General features: G+C 54.4%; 15 protein-coding genes. 14 read left to right on the top strand and 1 reads right to left on the bottom strand.

Going from position 1 to position 18,056, the window contains the following annotated elements:
* Window position 1: 1 nt before the first annotated feature.
* From icmH to ACM6I5_RS23015, 13 genes are all read left to right on the top strand, one after another.
* Complete coding sequence (gene icmH / locus ACM6I5_RS23075) at window positions 2–877, top strand: type IVB secretion system protein IcmH/DotU (RefSeq protein ID WP_017341530.1); 876 nt, start codon at window positions 2–4, stop codon at window positions 875–877.
* 13 nt (window positions 878–890) lie between these two features.
* Window positions 891–4,430 (top strand): type VI secretion system membrane subunit TssM, encoded by a 3,540-nt coding sequence (gene tssM, locus ACM6I5_RS23070; protein ID WP_414884786.1) that lies wholly within the window; start codon window positions 891–893, stop codon window positions 4,428–4,430.
* Complete coding sequence (locus ACM6I5_RS23065) at window positions 4,430–5,158, top strand: PP2C family protein-serine/threonine phosphatase (RefSeq protein WP_017341528.1); 729 nt, start codon at window positions 4,430–4,432, stop codon at window positions 5,156–5,158. Before tssM ends, ACM6I5_RS23065 begins: the two co-directional genes overlap by 1 nt.
* Complete coding sequence (locus ACM6I5_RS23060; RefSeq protein ID WP_414884785.1) at window positions 5,155–6,156, top strand: serine/threonine-protein kinase; 1,002 nt, start codon at window positions 5,155–5,157, stop codon at window positions 6,154–6,156. The genes ACM6I5_RS23065 and ACM6I5_RS23060 overlap by 4 nt, the downstream gene beginning before the upstream one ends.
* Before the next feature lie 28 nt (window positions 6,157–6,184).
* Window positions 6,185–8,620, top strand: coding sequence for a type VI secretion system tip protein TssI/VgrG (gene tssI / locus ACM6I5_RS23055; RefSeq protein ID WP_414884784.1), 2,436 nt, complete (start codon window positions 6,185–6,187; stop codon window positions 8,618–8,620).
* Between the two features lie 11 nt (window positions 8,621–8,631).
* Window positions 8,632–10,353 carry a peptidoglycan-binding domain-containing protein gene (locus ACM6I5_RS23050; protein ID WP_414884783.1) on the top strand — a complete coding sequence of 574 codons (1,722 nt, stop codon included), beginning with the start codon at window positions 8,632–8,634 and terminating at the stop codon, window positions 10,351–10,353.
* 3 nt (window positions 10,354–10,356) lie between these two features.
* Entirely contained in the window at window positions 10,357–10,866 is a 510-nt protein-coding gene (locus tag ACM6I5_RS23045; protein WP_414884782.1) for a hypothetical protein, read from the top strand.
* Window positions 10,867–11,167: 301 nt separating this feature from the next.
* Complete coding sequence (locus ACM6I5_RS23040; protein ID WP_414884781.1) at window positions 11,168–11,779, top strand: hypothetical protein; 612 nt, start codon at window positions 11,168–11,170, stop codon at window positions 11,777–11,779.
* 175 nt (window positions 11,780–11,954) lie between these two features.
* On the top strand, window positions 11,955–12,461 hold the full coding sequence (locus tag ACM6I5_RS23035; protein WP_414884780.1) for a hypothetical protein: 507 nt from the start codon (window positions 11,955–11,957) through the stop codon (window positions 12,459–12,461).
* Window positions 12,462–12,593: 132 nt separating this feature from the next.
* Window positions 12,594–13,325 carry a lysozyme inhibitor LprI family protein gene (locus ACM6I5_RS23030; RefSeq protein WP_414884779.1) on the top strand — a complete coding sequence of 244 codons (732 nt, stop codon included), beginning with the start codon at window positions 12,594–12,596 and terminating at the stop codon, window positions 13,323–13,325.
* 295 nt (window positions 13,326–13,620) lie between these two features.
* Window positions 13,621–14,727, top strand: coding sequence for a lysozyme inhibitor LprI family protein (locus ACM6I5_RS23025; RefSeq protein WP_414884778.1), 1,107 nt, complete (start codon window positions 13,621–13,623; stop codon window positions 14,725–14,727).
* A 95-nt stretch (window positions 14,728–14,822) separates the two neighbouring features.
* Window positions 14,823–15,278: an XAC2610-related protein gene (locus ACM6I5_RS23020; protein WP_414884777.1), complete on the top strand. Its 456-nt coding sequence runs from the start codon at window positions 14,823–14,825 to the stop codon at window positions 15,276–15,278.
* Between the two features lie 41 nt (window positions 15,279–15,319).
* Complete coding sequence (locus tag ACM6I5_RS23015; RefSeq protein WP_414884776.1) at window positions 15,320–16,690, top strand: lysozyme inhibitor LprI family protein; 1,371 nt, start codon at window positions 15,320–15,322, stop codon at window positions 16,688–16,690.
* A 69-nt stretch (window positions 16,691–16,759) separates the two neighbouring features.
* Here ACM6I5_RS23015 and ACM6I5_RS23010 read toward each other — a convergent pair whose 3' ends face one another.
* Complete coding sequence (locus ACM6I5_RS23010; RefSeq protein WP_414884775.1) at window positions 16,760–17,140, bottom strand: DUF6124 family protein; 381 nt, start codon at window positions 17,138–17,140, stop codon at window positions 16,760–16,762.
* A 502-nt stretch (window positions 17,141–17,642) separates the two neighbouring features.
* Between ACM6I5_RS23010 and ACM6I5_RS23005 the strand changes: the two genes are divergently transcribed.
* Window positions 17,643–18,029 carry a helicase gene (locus tag ACM6I5_RS23005; protein WP_414884774.1) on the top strand — a complete coding sequence of 129 codons (387 nt, stop codon included), beginning with the start codon at window positions 17,643–17,645 and terminating at the stop codon, window positions 18,027–18,029.
* Window positions 18,030–18,056 lie beyond the last annotated feature (27 nt).

The following is an 18,056-nucleotide window of genomic DNA, read 5'->3' as shown; positions in this document are numbered from 1 at the left end:
CATGATCAAGGACATGGAACACCATCAGGACGATAAAACCGTCTTGCTCGACCGCCAGGGCCACGGCCCGGCGCAAAGTCCGCTGACTGACTTCGCTGCACCGCCGCGTTTCGAACAGCTCGAAGAACGGATGATCTACGCCGCACGCCTGCGTCCGGCGGAGTCCTTCAACATCAGCCTCAATTCGCTGGTGGCCGCCGGTTCCGACCTGTTGTCGGAAGTGGTGCGCCTCAAACACAGCGACACCCGCGAAGACATGTACGCGCTCAATGAGCGCCTGACTGCCGGGTTGAAATTGTTTGAAGTGCGCGCACTGCACAACGGCGCCGAAAGCAGCCAGGTGATGGCCGCCCGTTACGTGCTCTGCACCGTGGTCGACGAAGCCGTCGTGACCACGCCGTGGGGCAACGAAAGCGAGTGGTCGCAGATGAGCCTGCTCAGCAGCTTCCACAACGAAACCTTCGGTGGCGAGAAGTTCTTCCAGTTGCTGGATCGCTTGTCGAAAAACCCGGTCAAGCACCTGCCGATGCTGGAGCTGATGTACCTGTGCCTGTCCCTCGGTTTCGAAGGCAAGTACCGCGTGCAGGCGCGCGGCATGCTCGAACTCGAAGGCATCCGCGATGCCTTGTATCGGCAGATTCGTCAGCTGCGCGGCGACGTGCCTCGCGAACTGTCGCCGCATTGGGAAGGCTTGAACGATCAGCGCCGCAGCCTGGTGCGCATCGTGCCGGCGTGGATGGTGGTGTTGTTCACCGTGGTCTGCCTGGTGGTGATGTATTCGGGTTTCGCCTGGGTCTTGGGCGAGCAGCGCGACACCGTTCTGCAACCTTATCAGCCGCTGGATTCCGCCGCGGTCCAGCCGCAGTCGCAGCCGTAAACAGGGACGTGTGATGAAAAAGTTTTTCAAGAAAGTCGGCGCCTTCGTGCGTCAGACCTGGGTCTGGACCTTGCTGCTGGTGCTGTTCGTCGCGCTGCTGGTGTGGTTCGTCGGGCCGCTGCTGGCGGTCAATGACTACAAGTTCTGGGAAGGCTCGACCTCCCGCCTGCTGACCATCAGTGTGCTGTTCCTGATCTGGGGCCTGACCATGGTTTTCGTCAGCTGGCGCGCCGGTGTGCGCAAGAAAGCGGTCGAAGACACTGAAGACGGTCAGGACCGTATCCGCCGCGAAGAGAAGATCGACGAAGAGCAGAAGGAGTTGAAGGAGCGTTTCAAGGACGCCCTGAAAACCCTGAAGACCTCGAGCCTGTATCGCGGCCGCAGCGAACGCTGGCGCAGTGATTTGCCGTGGTACTTGCTGATCGGCCCGCAGGGCAGCGGCAAGACCAGCCTGCTGGACTTCTCGGGCCTTGAGTTTCCGATCAACAAGATCGACCGCAAACTGACCCGCGATACCCTCGGCACCCGTCATTGCGACTGGTATTTCGCCGACCACGGTGTGCTGATCGACACCGCCGGGCGTTACCTGACCCAGCCGGATGCCGAAGTCGACGGCAGCGCCTGGAGCACCTTGCTCGACCTGCTGCGCAAGCGTCGCCGCAACCGTCCGTTGAACGGCGTGCTGGTGACCATTCCGGTGGAAATGCTGCTGGGCGACACCGAGCAGGATCTGGACACCTTGGCTCGCCAAGTGCGTGCGCGCCTGCAAGACGTGCATCAGAAACTGCACGTTGATGTGCCGATTTATCTGGTGCTGAGCAAGGCTGACCAGTTGCTCGGTTTCGACGAGTTCTTCGATCAGTTGACCCGCGAAGAAAGCGATCAGGTGCTCGGCACCAGCTTCCGCAAAGAGCAGAGCGGCACCGACGTCACCGTCCTGCGCGCCGAGTTCGAAGAGCTGCTGCGTCGCCTGAACAGTCAGGTGATCATGCGCATGCACCAGGAGCGCGACACCCAGCGCCGTGGCCGCATCCTCGATTTCCCGCATCAACTGGGGCAGATCGGCGAGCGCCTGTGCCTGTTCGTCGACATGGCGTTCACTGGCAACCGCTATCAGCGTGTCAGCCAGTTGCGCGGTTTCTACCTGACCAGCGCACCGCACCTGACCCAGGAAATGGACCAGACCACCGCCGGCATCGGCGCGAATCTGGGGATCAACTCCGGCGTGTTGCCAACCCTGCGCAGTGGCCGCTCGCGGTTCATTCATCACTTGCTCAGCCGGGTGATCTTCCCCGAGGCCGATCTGGCCGGTCTGGACAAGCGCGAACGCAGTCGCATCCATTGGGGCCAGCGTGCGTTGTACGTCGGTGCTTTGGCGGCGTTGGGCCTGTTTGGTCTGCTGTGGGCAGGCGGTTTCTCGGCGAACTATGAGCGTCTGGAAAACCTGCGCAACCTGGCGCAAACCTGGACGCAACAACGCTCGGCGCTGACCGCGCGTGATGATTCCATGGCCGTACTGAAGCCCCTCGACACCAGCTACGCGGCGACTCAGGTTTTCCCGAAAAAGGGCGACGTGTCGTACCACGAACGCGGCGGTCTGTATCAGGGCGAAGACGTCAATCCGGTGGTCAAGGCAGCTTACGAGCGCGAGCTCGAAACGCAGTTGCTGCCGAAGGTCGCGACCCTGCTGGAAGGGCAGATCCGCGCCAACATGAAGGACCGCGAACGCCTGCTCAACAGCCTGCGTGCGTACCTGATGCTGAACATGGAAGACCGTCGTGACGGCCCGTGGCTCAAGGATTGGGTCGCCACCGAATGGTCCCAGCGTTACGCCGGGAACACCGCGGTGCAGAACGGTCTGAACACCCACTTCGAGCGTTTGCTGAAGCAGCCGTTTATCTACCCGCTGAACGATCAACTGGTGGCGCAGGCGCGTCAGGTCTTGCGCAGCGAATCGCTGGCCAACGTGGTTTACCGGATGCTGCGCGAGCAGGCCCGCAACCTGCCGGAATACCGTTTGAGCCAACACCTGGGCCCGCAGGGTGCGCTGTTTGTCGGCACCGAATACGTGATCCCGGGCTTCTACACCCAACAGGGTTATCAGCAGTATTTCTCGGTCCAGGGCTCGGCGCTGGTCACCGACATCCTGCGTGACAACTGGGTGCTGGGCGAAGGCTCGGGCATCAGCGGCATGGACTTGCGTCGCCTGATGGTCGAACTGGAGCAACTGTACTTCCGCGACTACGCCAACTTCTGGAGCGAAGCCGTGGGCCAGGTTGCACTGCCCGCGATCAGCGACTTCAGCGAGGGCGCCGAGCAACTGGCTGGCCTGACGTCGGCCAACTCGCCGGTGCTGCAACTGCTGGTGGAAGTGCGTGAGAACACCCGGTTCCCGGTGGAAGCCGAGGCGGTCGATCAAGCGGCTGATGCCGCCGCCGCACTGGGCGAGCAGAAAGGCAAGTTGGGCAAGCTGGGCAAACTGGCGTCTGCCGCAGCGGACAAAGCCTCGGACATGGCAGCGGTCAAAAACCTGCCGGACACGGCGAAGAAATCCCTGCAACGCCGCTTCGAACCGCTGCACCGTTTGCTGGATGACAACAACGGCCCGGCCGCTGATTTGACCCCGGCACTGAACGCGCTCAACGACCTGCAAATGCAACTGGCGAGCCTGGCGCGTGCCAGTGCGCCGGAGCAGGCTGCATTCGAAATGGCCAAGACCCGCATGAGCGGCCAGCGTGATGCGCTGAGCAACCTGCGCAATGCGTCAAACCGTCTGCCGCGCCCGGTCAGCGTGTGGTTCAACGTGCTGGCCGAAGATACCTGGCGTCTGGTGCTCAACGATTCCTACCAGTACCTGAACCAGCGTTATCAGAGCGAGCTTTACAGCTTCTACGGCAAGGCGATCAACAAGCGTTATCCGTTCAGCGCCCACAGCACCAGCGACGTGGCGATCAGCGACTTCCGCGAGTTCTTCAAGGCGCAGGGCATTGCCGATCGCTTCTTTGATACCTACATGCGTCCGTTCGTGAGCGGCGATCCAGGCAACTACCGTCTGCGCAGCATCGACGGTCACAGCATGCCGATCTCCAAGCTCTACCTCGACCAGATGGCCGCGGCACAAGTGATTCGCCAGAGCTTCTTCTCGATCAACCCGGCCGAGCCGCAAGTGCAGTTCAAACTGGAGCCGTACACCCTCGACCCGGCGGTCAGCCGTTCCGAATTCAAGTTCGGCGACAAGACCATCGAATACCGCCACGGCCCGATCGTGCCGGTGTCGTTCAAATGGCCGACCGACGCTGAAGACGGTCGCACCAGCCTGGTCCTCGACAAAATGGCCGGCCGCCCGATCGGCATCGAGAAGAACACCGGCCCGTGGTCGCTGTTCCGCCTGTTCGACCTGATGCAGACCGAATACCTGAGCGGTCGTGATGTGCTGGTGCTGAAAGCTGACGTGGGCGGCCTGCGCGCCAACTACTTGCTGTCGAGCCAGCGCACGCCAAACCCGTTCGACATGGGTGTGCTGCGCACCTTCCGTATGCCGGTGCAGCTCTGATGCTGGTTGCCAGTCCCTGGCGCAGCGCTGCGCGTACCGATGCCGGCAAGGTTCGGGCGCGCAACGAAGATGCTTTTCTCGACTGTCCACAGCAGGGGCTATGGGTGGTCGCGGATGGCATGGGCGGTCATCAGGGTGGCGATGTTGCCAGCCAGTTGATCGTCGCCAGCCTGGCGGAATTGCCGGCGCAGGATGACTTCGACGAACGACTCAAAGGCATTCGCCAGTGCCTGCACTGGCTCAATCGCCGCCTGGGTCAGGAGTTGACCGTCACCGCCGGGCGCCACGACAGCATCATGGGCAGCACCGTGGTGGCGCTGCTGGTGGACGGCAATCGCGCGGCCTGCATCTGGGCCGGCGACAGCCGTTGCTACCTGTGGCGCGGCCAGCGTTTGTATCAGCTGTCCAAGGACCATTCACTGCAACAGCAACTCATCGACGAGCAACACATGAGTCTCGAAGACGCCCGTGCGCATCCTTCCGCCCACGCCTTGACCCGTGCGGTCGGGGCGGCCGAGCAGTTGACGCTGGACGTGCTGGAACTCGAGGTCTATCCCGGCGATGCGTTTCTGTTGTGCAGCGATGGTTTGTACAACGGGCTGAGCACTGATGCCTTGGGCAATGCCCTGAGCCTGACCGCGCCACACGTCGCGCTGGAGCGTCTGTTCGACGGCGCTTTGCGTGGCTCGGCCCGGGACAACCTGACTGCCGTGGTGATCCGCCAATGACTCAACTCATGCCGCCGCTCGACGACCTGCTGGTGAGCGAAGAGCAAGACAGTAACCTGACTTACTTTGCGTTTGCTAAATCGCATAAAGCAGAGCCCGCGCTGGCGCCTACAAAGGCCAGTGTCGGCGAAATGCCCGACGTGCTCGCAGGCCGTTACCGCATCGAGCGCCTGCTCGGTGCCGGCGGCATGGGCGCGGTTTACCGCGCACGGGACTTGCTGAGCGAACAGTTCGGCGATCCCGACCCTTACATCGCGCTGAAAATCCTCAGCGAAGAATTTGCCGAATCGCCGGACGCCAGCGCCTTGCTCTACAGCGAGTTCGCCCTGACCCGACGACTGCGCCACGACAACGTGCTGCGACCGCACACCTTTGAAGTGGACACCGATTGCCAGCGCGCCTTCATCACCATGGAACTCATGCGTGGGCTGACCCTGGACAAACTGCTCTGCGAGCGGCCCCTGGGCCTGCCGTGGAAAGAACTGCGCGACATCGCGCTGCCGCTGCTCGACGCCCTGGCCTACGCCCACGCGCGCGGCGTACTGCACGGCGACATGAAACCGAGCAACGTGATGCTCTGCGAAGAGGGCGTGCGCCTGTTCGACTTCGGCCTGGGCCAGGCCGAGGAGGGCATCCTCCCTGGCTTGCCACACCTGAGCCGCGACCGCTTCAACGCCTGGACCCCGGGCTACGCCGCCCCCGAACTGCTCGAAGGCCAGCCGCTGTCTGCCAGCGCCGACGTCTACGGTGTGGCCTGCGTGCTCTACGAACTGGCGGGCGGCAAACACCCGTTCCGGCGCTTGCCTTCGACCGAGGCCCGCGACGCGCACCTCGACCGCGAACTGCACGCACCCCGGAATCTACCGAAACACTGCTGGCCAGCCCTGCGAACGGCGCTGGCATTCGACGCGGCCGATCGAACGATCACCGCCGCCCAACTGCGTGACGCCATGGGCGCCACTTCGTCTTTGCTGCAACGTCTGCGACTTCGGGCGTAACGGATGACTACCGAACAGGGAGCAAGCAATGTTCAACTCAGCTAACGAAACCCACTTCAGCCTGACTGTCGAAGACTACGTGGGCGACCTGCAAGTGCTGTCGTTCACCGGCACCGAAGGCATCAGCCAGCCGTATCGCTTCGACATTGAACTGGTCAGCGAAAACCCCGATCTGGACCTGGAAAAACTCCTGCACAAGCAGGCGTTCCTCGCATTCGATCCGCAGGGTTCCGGCATCCACGGCCAGATCTACCGCGTCGCCCAAGGTGACGCCGGCAAACGCCTGACCCGCTACAAAATCTCCCTGGTGCCGCAGCTGCAATACCTGCATCACCGCACCAACCAGCGCATTTACCAGCAGATGTCCGCGCCGAAAATCATCGCGCTGATCCTCGAAGAACACGGCATCAAGGGCAACGCCTACAACTTTCAGCTCAGCCAGCCGTGCCCGGACCGCGACTACTGCGTGCAGTACGACGAAACCGACCTGCACTTCGTCCAGCGCCTGTGCGAAGAAGAAGGCATTCACTACCACTTCCAGCACAGCGCAAAAGCTCACTTGTTGGTGTTCGGCGACGACCAGACCGTGTTCCCGAAACTCGGCCAGCCCACCGCCTATGTGCAAGGCAGCGGCATGGTCGCCGACGAGCCGGTGATCAAAGGCTTCAAACTGCGCCTGGAAACCCGCACCAGTCGCACCACCCGCCGCGACTACGATTTTGAAAAACCACGCCTGCAACTCGAAGCGGCCTACAAACCTGATGTTCAGAGCGACGAACCCGACCTCGAAGACTACGACTACCCCGGCCGCTTCCTCGACCGCGCGCGCGGCAAATTCCTCAGCCAGCGCGCCCTCGAACGCCACCGCGCCGACTACCAGCAAGCCGAAGGCCACGGCGACCAGACCCGCTTGATCAGCGGCCACTTCCTGGAAATGTCCGACCACCCGCGCACCGAGTGGAACGACCTCTGGCTGCTCACCGAAATCGTCCACGAAGGCAAACAGCCGCAAGTCCTCGAAGAATCGGTGACCAGCGACACCACCGACAACAAAGACGACTTCCACCAGGGCTACCGCAACCGCTTCCTCGCCACCCCGTGGGACGTGTTCTACCGCCCGGCGCTGGAACATCCAAAGCCCCGCGTACTCGGCAGCCAGACCGCCAAAGTCACCGGCCCCGCCGGCGAAGAAATCCACTGCGATCAATACGGCCGCATCAAAGTGCAATTCCACTGGGACCGCGAAGGCCAGGCCGACGACAAAACCAGCTGCTGGATGCGCGTCTCCTCAAGTTGGGCCGGCGACCGCTACGGCGCCATCGTCATCCCGCGCATCGGCATGGAAGTCCTCGTCACCTTCCTCGAAGGCGACCCCGATCAGCCGCTGGTGACCGGCTGCCTGTACCACAAGGAAAACCAGGTTCCCTACGACCTGCCGGCGAACAAGACTCGCAGCGTCTTCAAAACGCTCAGCTCACCGGGGGGCGGCGGGTTCAATGAACTGCGGATTGAAGACAAGAAAGGCGCGGAGCAGATCTTCATCCATGCCCAGCGGGATTGGGATGAAAACATTGAGCATGACCAGAAGATTCGCGTGGGTAACGAACGCCACGACACGGTGGTGAAGAACACCTACACCGAGCTCAAGGCCGAGGAACACCGCACCACTGTGTCCGACCGTAAGGTTGAGGCGCGGGTGGATGATCACCTGACGATTGGGCAGAACCAGCATGTGAAGCTCGGCACCGCTCAACTGACCAGCGTTGGGAAAGAGATTCACCTGAAGGCTGGGGCGAAGATTGTTATCGAGGCAGGGTCGGAGCTGACCATCTTGGGTGGTGGCAGCTTTATCAAGCTGGATGGCGGTGGCGTGACGGTTGTTGGGCCGATTGTGAAGATCAATGCCGGTGGGGCGGCGGGATCGGGGACGGGGATTGGGATCAAACCGCCTGTGTTGCCGGGGGCTGCGGATAAGGATAAGGCGGGGAGTTTGATGGATCAGGCGTTGGGGAATGCGCCGCCACCGCCTCCGGTAGAGGCTGAGAAAAAGAGCTTCCGCATTCAGATGAAACGTCCATATGACAAAAAAGGGATCGCAGGACAGCCCTATACGTTGGAAGTGGACGGCGTAACCTATAAAGGCACGACTTCTGGTGATGGTTTTGTAGACCAGCCAGTTCCACCTGATGCGAAGAAGGGAAAACTTACGTTTTATCCATTCGGTGCAGAATCGCAACCATGGGTGTGGGAGCTGGATTTAAAAGCGCAGTCGGAAGCCTCGGATGTTAAGGGACTCCAGTCGCGACTTAAAAACCTTGGTTTCTATGACGGAAAAATCGACGGTGAAAACGGACCGAAAACAAAGTACGCCACTCGTTGTTTCCATCGCTCATGCGAGTTAACAGATAAAGATTATCTTTCTTCCAGCGATGTTAAGCGTCTGGAAGATCAACATATTGCATAATGGAGTAAGCAATGATTTATGGAAGTTTTGATCTCCGTCGGGGTGATCATGATGGAAAACCAGCACAAAACAAGCCCCCCCGTTGGGGAGGGAGCGACAACCCAGTATTGGCAGTAGTGCCCGCTGAAACAGCGGCTGCATTTTTGGGTAGTAGTGCAGCCTTGGGTGTCCCAGAACATGTGAGGAAACTCCAAGAGGATTTGACTACCTTAGGGTTTTCCATTGTGGGTAAACCTGATGGAGGTTTCGGTGGTCGTACTGAATGGGCCGTTAGAGAGTTTCAGATATATGCGTCTATGGCACAGGTCGCTAAGGTAAGAGAAGAGAAAAAAGGACAACTGTTACTTGATGCGACGGGTGCGCCGGTAAAGATTAATAATATGGACGTGTATTTTGATAGCGCTGCTTCCATAGTGGCAAAAGCTGGAAAGACAGCGGTAGTAACTGGTGAGACTGTGGGGCCTGTTAGTTATTACGTCGATAGTCTTCAATCTGTAGTAAATGCATCTGTCTATGCTGGTCCTATTAGTGGTGTCGTCAACGAGCTTACGCGAGCCGCAATTGAACATTGGCTAGATAATGACTACAGATGCCCGGTAATAATTGAGGCGTGGAATAACACATCCGCTGGGGTTCGGACCGAATTGGCTCAAAATGGGTGTAATTTATGGGCTCATGATAGTTTCACAAGTGGTGCGCCGCGAATATTCTTCAGGGACTTCACTAGTTATTACGATTACCCAGGTACACGTAATAAGCTAGAGTATCAGACATTAGGCTATTATCAGTCAGGAACTTTTGGTGGGCCCAATACAGCCCTTAAGCACAGTTGGTCGCCTGAAGCTGAGATGTCAGTTTTAAATGTTTCAGGTGCACCATACAACAGTGCTGAAGTGAACAGTGCAAAAGTCTCTACGTATCGGGCGATGCGCGTGGTGGCTGAGGCAGAGTGCTATGGCCGATTTGATGTTTTGAACGCGTGGGATAACGCACTTATATCCGCAGGTCCTTGCCACTGGACGATGGGTGTGTTTGGTTCGGAATATGCTGATGGAGAATTGCCAGGTTTTATTGCCTATTTCAAAAGCATAAGTCCGGAGGCTTTTGAAAAGGCCTTTGGAAAGTTTGGGTTAGACACCGTTCTTCAGTGGGGGGAGGCTGGAATGTATTCTACTGGTGTGCGCACATATAACTCATGGGTGAAGCTTAGCGCCGAAACGGATTTTTCGGATTTACCAAAGACGAAGGAAGGCGCGCACTATATGAAGACCTGGCACTGGCACTATAGGTTCAGCATGGCCGGGCGAACAATAGATGCATACCGTAAAGCCATGTGGAAAATGACTAAGTTGCGGCTTAGCAAAATCTTAGAAAAAGAAGTGAAATTTAGAGTTGCTGGGCATGAGGTCGTCAGCACGCTAGGCGCTGTGTTCACTTCAGAAAAAGCAATCGCCATATTGCTTCGCTGGCACGTTTATCGCCCCGCTCACGTCGTTAGCGGATCATCACGTGTTGCTCCTGCAATTCAATCTGTGATTGACTCTACAAGTCAGGTCAACTGGGCCTTGCCAGTCGCCAGTTGGGGGGATGCACACGAAAGCGCATTGACCGAAGAAATTCAAAGGAAGCTTGCAGCTCTAAATGATTCCATCACTAATGCGATTTTATATGGCGTTAACCTCCCTCAAGGTGCTGTAAGACCTGGTAGAAATTCCTTCATTATGGATGTGTGATCTATGAAATATTTTTTACTGTTGATTAGCTTGCTTCCGGCAGCTGCATGGTCTTCTGTGGGTGATGTGTGTAATCTGGAACAAGATTCAAAAAGTTTTATTACTGATTGGAAATCTGGAAGCAGTAAGACGAAGGTGTTGTCAACGCAAGATGGAAAGGAGTTTTTGATCGATCACGGGCGCATCATGTATGTCGGTGACCTGAATAATGATGGAAATGACGATTTTATTTTTGAAGCGTCAACAGGTGTTGGTTCAAGTGGAGATCAAGTTTTTAGTTTTTTACTCCAGTGCCATGGCTATCTGAAATTGCTTGGTGCAGATTACTTTGCCAAGGTAGAAGTAGTGGAGCCAGAGAACGAACAAAAGAACGTTTTCAAGGAAATAAAGATATATTCTTACAAGCGGAGCTCGGATGGCAGTATTCAGCAAAAAGGTGGCAAGCCTTTAACCACTTCGCACATTTGGAAGTTTGATGCCGGATCTCAGAAGTATGAAGGGGAGTCAGAGTAGAGAATAGGGTGTTTATCATCGCCTGATCAGGCGCTGTTGGTTGCGTGGGGTCTTGTTAATAGGTCGAATAAAAAGTGGGAGATTTGTTTTTTTACGTAAAGGGGACAGATTTGTTTATGAGGTAGGTTGACTATAGATAATTGAATCTGTCCTCTTTCCCCCAAAATATTAACACTGACAAGGCAACTTACTAGGCGTCTTTTCACATGGTTTGGTGTCGACCATTTTTCCAATAATCCTACTATGTATTGTCTGAGTTGGTAACCACTCCGCCTGGTGTATTCCGTAAGAGAGTCTTGTGATGAGGTTACGCATTTTATGGCAGTGGCTGATTGCCTCCATTCTGGTGTCTGGTGTTGCTCACGCAGATTCATTAGAAGCTTGTGGGGCATTTATACCTGAAATACCTGGGCTTAAAGTGACGGTGAAATCAGAGAATAATGTTTGTTATGGGGAGCTGGTTTCTCTCGTAGAGCTAAGTCCGCCAATTCTCGTTGAGGAAAACACTTTTACCATTCGGCCGATTTCATTTCGAAATGCGCTAAAGGAGTCTGGGCGCTTTAGTAGAAAAGGTGGCTATATTTATAATTACTCGGTAAATGGAGCTATTGAACAAGTTTCTGAGAAAGGAAAGGTGAACGTTGAACGTTCAGTTGCGTTTGGGGCAGCAGAGCTGCGAGTGACAATGTCCCCGTTTATTCTGTGGGATTCAGAAGAAAGCATTAGCAAAGCGCAGGAAAAATTTTCAATCTTGAAGTCGGGCTTAAAATTTAGTTGTTTTTATGGCCTTGTTGGCGTGGGGCGCTCGACAGCGACATTATCTGTATGTGTGCCTAAGTCCTCTAATAAAATGGACCCTACTATTGACGATATAAAGAAGGCGTTTGAGAAAATAAAGCCTTTGCGTGGATGAAATTGGGTAGGGGGGTAAAGCTGGTCATCGCTAACAATAAAGAAGCCAATTTTTTGCTAGAAAAGTTGGCGATTATTTGTAAGCTAGGTTAGCTGTAGTAAATAAATCTGCCCCCTTTTCCAGTGCCCGGAGAGTTGCCTGCATCAATTCCTTCATTTATTAAGAGGCAGAAACAGTGATTAAGGTCGCGGCTTTGTATTTGTTGTCCTCGTTTTTGCTGGCGTACGCTGGAGAGAATCTAGTTGTTGAAAGCAATGGTTGTGTGATGAAGGTAAAAGATTTCGCTGGTTTCTCATCTGGGAAAACAAGTGAAGGCGAGACTATTGTTAAGTACAAATATAAAGACGGTAGGGTGCGGGATATCAAGGTCGGCTGCGAAGATATGACTCTGGCGGATGCAATAGCTGGCGATTATGTGCAAGAGAAAGATGGATTGAAAGTTGGAGCTGGATCGCATCCGCTATCAAAAGCAAACCTGTACTCTGGTAGCAATTGGTCTGGAGTAGAGGGCGTATATTTTTTAGGTGCCGTCTGTTTTACCACATCATTTGAGGCCGGCAGGAATCATGTTTTTTTTATAGAGACATGTGGCGAGGAAAAGGACACGAATGAGGTGAGGAGAAGCTTTCTGTCGTTGCTTAAGCACGCTGAGACTTATTATGTTGCATCTGGTGATAAATAACTGATTAGCGACAGGAAAAATGCTGTTTGCGCTTATAAAAGCAAAAAGGGGACTGATTTTATTTGTAAGGTAGGTTTAGCTTTCGATAAATAAAACTGTCCCCGTTTTTTTAATAAAATGGAATTATTCTCTGTGGTTAAAAATGTAATTTTCTTGGCGTGCTCGGCACTTTTTGTATTTGGCGTCGCTACCGTTCAAGCAGAACCGTTCTATTCCGCGAAGATATTACAAGCCGACTATTCTGCGGCCCCTAACCTGAGGCTACTAATTAGAATTCAAGATGTAGAAACGGGAAGTAATGAGCCGAGCGGCTCCACTCGAGCGGCCTGTATGCGTGCTAGCAAGTCAGCTGCTCAGCCTGGGCCAAACCCTTGCTTTTCTTTCGAACTGGATGAGGGAAATGGAAATGTCAGTGTTTTAAAGCAGACTCTGCTAAATGATCCACAGCGGGGAAGCGATCCAATTTATATTGAGTTGCTTTACAAGTCGGAGCAGACAAAAAATCAATATGGGTGGTTTGATAATAAAACGGTCAAGCTAAGAGTTGATGACAATAATGGATTGAACAACTGGGATGCGGATCTGCCTCAGAGTTTACCTCAAGTCAAAATAGTGCAAGAGAGCGATATTTATCAGTTGGTTTTGGCGGATGCGGATGCGCTGCTTAATTCGGCTTACCATGATAAGGCATATCGTTTAAGCGACGAAAAGAAAACCGCGTTTCGTGAGGTTCAACGAGCTTGGATGAAACTTCGGGATCTCGAGTGTGTAAAATCTATATATGGTGAGCAATCGGCTAGTTGCTTGATTCGTCTGACCCTTGATCGTGCCAGGCAGATTGCGGTCGCTCCGCCATCAAAGTAGCTGAAGTAAACTTAAAATAGGTTGCTCCATAATCAAGGATGAGGGAAAAGGGGGCGGATTTATTTAATAAACTTGCCATTGCGTAGGGTGGTCGTCGATAAATAAATCTGTCATCTTTATATTCAGCTTTCGATATGACGATTTCGCATTTTTGCATCAAAACAAGGGAATGGTATTGAGAAAGTTATTTTTGTCGGTGATGCTTTTGTGTCCCTTGGTAGTGGTCGCTGAACCGATCTTTCAGTCTCTGCAGTTATGCAAGCAAGGCAGTGCCACGAGTAATTGCTCGGTGGTCATGGACAGCAATAGTTATTTGGTGGATGCCCATTCCGGCAAGAAGCTGTCCGACACAGCTGAGTCGACTGGAGCGTTGAATTCGTTTCAGCTTTACCGGGATGGCAATCGATACATTCTGGCCAATGAAAATTTCTCAAGGGCTCAGTCGCGCCGCTGGGTGGTGTTTGGCTATGACGGTGGGAGAATTGTTCTGCAGAGGATTTATATTTTCTCGTTAAACGCGTCTGAACAGTCACGGCCTCACTGGCATGGTTACGACTGCCGGCCCGACTCCAAACCATTCAGCCCGCCAAGCGGTGAGTCTTTCAGCGAATCAGCAATGCAGGCGCTGTGCGGCGACGTTGAAGGTGAAGTGGTAATGGTGCCGGTAAAATCGTCTATTTCAGTGCCCGCCAAATCGTTGGTTGTCAGTGTTCCCGTGTACAGCTCCCGAACCCGTGTCGGTGCTGCGACTTACGTTTTTGCTAAAAGTGAGGAGCCGGATCTGTCGGCGATGGTTTGTCTGTCCGACTGTTTACCCATTGGGTCGGAAAAAAATGAAACATCGGTGAATAGTGTTTCAGTTGCTTCCGCTAACGCCAAGGAAACCTGCAATCCCGACAGCTTTACCAATCCAGATTTGATCACTTGCGGTCAACAAAGCCTCGAGAGAGTCGATGCCGTGTTGAATGACCAATACAAGAAAGTCCTGGTCAGCTTGTCTCCCGCAGACAAGAAGCAACTGACCAATGTGCAAAGAAAGTGGGTGCGTTTCAAAGAAACGTATTGTGAGGATATCTATCAGTCCGCTTTGCCGGGAGCGGAGGCGCCCATCGAGAGGCTTGCGTGTTTGGCACGTGCAACCAATGCCCGGTTGGGTGAACTCATTTATCTACAGACAGGGCTGCCGAATGATGGCTTTTACAAAGCGGCATCGCTGATGGCAGGGCAGGATCGCGAAAACGGCTTGAAGGCCTCGATCAATCTGCTGGGAGGGGTTGAGTTCGACGATCCGGTTTGGAAGCAATATGCGGACGGGCAGTGCGACATGAATTTCCGTCTGTTTCGTGAAGACCTCGCCTATTGCGCTGTACGGATGCGCTTTCAGTTACCCATGAACCGTTAAAGGAATGGAATCTATGAGTTGGTGTCTCAGGGGCGCTCAGATGGTCTCCGATTTTTTCTTTGGAAACCGGATGTAAGTGGAAGTAGGGCGAGCACATGCGATTCAAGTATTTAGCCATATCCCTGCTTGGCGTGTTGTGGACGGCACCGGTATTTGCCGAATCAACCACTTTCAGCCCAACCGAAAACGTCGAAGCGACGCTCGTGCTGGCAGGCTCAACGTTAACGGTCGCTGTTAAAAGCAATATCCAAAGTGACTCTCGGACAATCGCTTTTAAAGCTGAAAACGAACTGCATGTGCAAATAGACGATTTCAATTTCGACGGTGCAAAGGATTTTGCGGCCTGGCAGATCGATGACGGAATGGGCACCTACACCATTCACAGGGTTTTTATTTACCAGCCCGAGGCAGGTTTTTTCAAGGAGCTGACTCCAGCTTGTGGCGACGATTTCGTCAATCTGCGCGTAGAGCGCGACAAGAGAACTCTGCTCAGCACCTACTGGGAAATGAATGAGCCAAAGCTCTGTGTCACCCATTTTTTCCCAGATTAGACTGCCTAGATTTCATCTGAATAGTTCAAGGATAGAAGACCGTGAAACGTTTCGTTTTAAGCGTTATTTGTGCGCTGACCTACCAAGCCGTTCTGCCGGTTTCAATCGCGCTTGCTCAGGACGAGTGCGCCGGGATCACCACAAGCCAACAAGTTGATAAGTGCTCTGAGGTGTCGAAAATCGCTGCCGATTCACAGTTGAATACGAGTTATCACCAACTGATGGCTCGACTCGAAACTCAGTATCGAGCCGAACCCGACACGGGTACGGCGTATACGGCGAAGGTCAAAGAAGCGCAGCGCGCGTGGATAAAATTGCGTGACGCAAATTGTCCGCTCGAGGCGTTTGAGATTAAGCAGGGTACTTCTGCCTACGTGACGACCGTGAATAACTGCGTCGCGAGAATGAGCCGCGAGCGTTCAGTTTTTCTAGACAATATTGCGCCCGATATCGTGAGTGGCTTAGCTGTAGGGCAAGGGGCGGATGTCTCCTGTCCATCTCAGAACTTTGCTCAATTTCTACCAGCGTTTTCCGCAAATGCTGAGTCCCAGAGGCGCCTCACCGCGTTGGCGGTGAAGATGCTGGTGTTGAAGCGGACAGACGACCCGGGCCGATTTGAACCTTCCATTACTGGGGAAACAGGCTCCAGTTTGGCGTTTCCGTTGATGGCTGCGGTGGGGAAAGGTAAGACTGAAGGAGTTGAGATCGAACGAGTCGACGACGGTCACGTGAACGTTGTGGATAAACGAGCAGGCAACAGCAACATCAAAATTTTTAACTTTTCTCGAAAGGCGTGCTGGGCGCTTGTGGGGGTCGAAGACTGGTCAATCAGCGAGAAGGAGCTTGTTGCATCCAGTAAGCCCGGAATGAGCCGCGCCGAAAACTTCTGTTACCAACGTGCAGAGGGTTTGGGTGGTTTAGGCGCGATGGAGCAATACCGACTGACTAAAGAACTGCTTGAAGCGTCCCTGGAAAACTATGTCTGTGCTGCAGAATCGGGTGATCCACAGGCGAGTCTGTCGGCGGCACGCTTGAGTCTTTCGCAGATGGCACCTCAGTTGGAAACCAGCAAGCTTGAGGCTTTGTTCAAAGCAGCCTCGACACTACCGAGCGGCGCGTTGGGTTATGCCACGTATTTTTGTAACGGTAATTCCACCGATTATAACGGCCCTTGTCTGCACCCTGAACTTGCAGAAAAGGAGGTTATTCGCGCTATTGCCATGGGCTCCACAGACGCGATGAACTATTTGGCTATTTCTTTTGAGAGTGGGGAGTTGGGCACGAAGGACATCTCCCGAGCGTTGGCCTGTTTTCAATTGTCAGCTGACAAAGGTAATCAGGAAGGTATCAACAACGTGAGGCGCTTGGGATCGCAAGGCACGGAATCGGTCAAGGCAAGTCACTGCATCTAAAGCTCGAAGTGCAGACGTGACAATGCATTGGAATAAAGAAGGGGACATCAGTCCCCTTCGTATTTCTTGCTATGTCTTAGCCCGATGCTCCGCCGGATCCGGCGAATCAATATGATCCAGTGCTCGCTCCACTAACAGATGAACCCCGTCGGCCATTCTGCTCAGTGCTAGGGCGATTGAGCGGCGGGAGCCTTCTACGCCGTCGGCCAGGTCGGCGGCGATGGCGCTGATGGATAGCAGGTCTTCCGAGGCGTTGGCCAGGAGGGTTTCGGTGTGGACGTCCGGGCAGACCATGAAGAGCGGGCCCATGCCTGGGGAGGGTTTTTCTTGGGGCGGAGCGAAGTGATGGTCGAGGGCGCGTTCGGCGGCTTCGTGGAGTTTTTTGGAATCGAAGGATTCGTAGGGGGAAGTGGCTTCGTGTTCTGGGGGATTCGGAGTTGGCTTGATCATTGGTGTTTCCCGATATGTGTTTTGGGTGTGGCTGTCTCCCCGTCGCTTGCATTCGAATAAGGGTGGCAGCCATGCGTAGGTGTGCAAGACCGGGCATATCGGAACCCGGCAGACCCCAAAGGGACCTCCCACGCACAGCCGCCATGAAGCATTTACAGCGAGCATGAAAAACGCTCGACGTTGGATTGGCGAGTGTGCGGCGATATGTACCGGACTTGCACGTCCGTGTCACCGTTTTTGCGGTAACGAACAAAGACTATCGGTGCAGTCAGTGGCTGCCTAGTTCATGAACAGCGCCACGTGTTGAAGGAAATGTCCGATAGAACCGAGCGTAGAAAGATCAAAAGTCCTCGGCTTTTAAACATCGACGTTTAGTCAATGACTTGGTAGTCATCAGCGTCAAAAATACCGGCATCTTCTTCTAACACTGCACAACAGTGGCGTTCCTGCTCGAAGCCGCTACACTGCGCCGGCCGTTCATTTTTCTCTTGAGGCTGCACGTATGAAATTTCGTTTTCTTCTGTGGATGCTGGGTTTGTTGATGGGTAAGGCCAGTCGGACTAATCCTGCGTTTCAGCAGCAGTTGGGTGACAAGGAATTGGTGTTCCAGCTACAGACCCTGGACGGGAAAGTGGCGCGGCATTTCTTTGTGAAGGATCAGCGCATTACCAGCAAGTCGGGTGTGTATGCCGAACCGGCGTTTGCGATTGCGTTCAAGGATGCAGCGTATGGCTTTGCCACGATGCAGGCGAAGAACAAGCAGTTGGCGTTTATGACGGGGATTCAGGACAAGTCGATTCAGATCAAGGGGAATCCGGCGCTGGTGATCTGGTTTCAGGGGTTGACCAAGTATTTGAAGCCTAGAAAAAAACCTGCTGCTGCCCATTAGTTGGCTATTGATTTCGGGACGATACGG

It is taken from the genome of Pseudomonas sp. IT-P171 (assembly GCF_949767765.1).
Lineage (GTDB): Bacteria > Pseudomonadota > Gammaproteobacteria > Pseudomonadales > Pseudomonadaceae > Aquipseudomonas > Aquipseudomonas fluorescens_B.
The sequence above is the reverse complement of the archived record's forward strand: the minus strand, read 5'-3'. Positions and strand labels throughout refer to the sequence as shown.

Bases quoted from the DNA above. Each gene is read 5' to 3' on its own strand.
- ACM6I5_RS23050 (WP_414884783.1), top strand. From the start codon at position 8,632: ATGATTTATGGAAGTTTTGATCTCCGTCGGGGTGATCATGATGGAAAA.
- ACM6I5_RS23040 (WP_414884781.1), top strand. From the start codon at position 11,168: ATGAGGTTACGCATTTTATGGCAGTGGCTGATTGCCTCCATTCTGGTG.
- ACM6I5_RS23025 (WP_414884778.1), top strand. From the start codon at position 13,621: ATGGACAGCAATAGTTATTTGGTGGATGCCCATTCCGGCAAGAAGCTG.
- tssI (WP_414884784.1), top strand. From the start codon at position 6,185: ATGTTCAACTCAGCTAACGAAACCCACTTCAGCCTGACTGTCGAAGAC.
- ACM6I5_RS23020 (WP_414884777.1), top strand. From the start codon at position 14,823: ATGCGATTCAAGTATTTAGCCATATCCCTGCTTGGCGTGTTGTGGACG.
- tssM (WP_414884786.1), top strand. From the start codon at position 891: ATGAAAAAGTTTTTCAAGAAAGTCGGCGCCTTCGTGCGTCAGACCTGG.
- ACM6I5_RS23045 (WP_414884782.1), top strand. From the start codon at position 10,357: ATGAAATATTTTTTACTGTTGATTAGCTTGCTTCCGGCAGCTGCATGG.
- ACM6I5_RS23060 (WP_414884785.1), top strand. From the start codon at position 5,155: ATGACTCAACTCATGCCGCCGCTCGACGACCTGCTGGTGAGCGAAGAG.
- ACM6I5_RS23065 (WP_017341528.1), top strand. From the start codon at position 4,430: ATGCTGGTTGCCAGTCCCTGGCGCAGCGCTGCGCGTACCGATGCCGGC.
- ACM6I5_RS23005 (WP_414884774.1), top strand. From the start codon at position 17,643: ATGAAATTTCGTTTTCTTCTGTGGATGCTGGGTTTGTTGATGGGTAAG.
- ACM6I5_RS23010 (WP_414884775.1), bottom strand. From the start codon at position 17,140: ATGATCAAGCCAACTCCGAATCCCCCAGAACACGAAGCCACTTCCCCC.
- icmH (WP_017341530.1), top strand. From the start codon at position 2: ATGATCAAGGACATGGAACACCATCAGGACGATAAAACCGTCTTGCTC.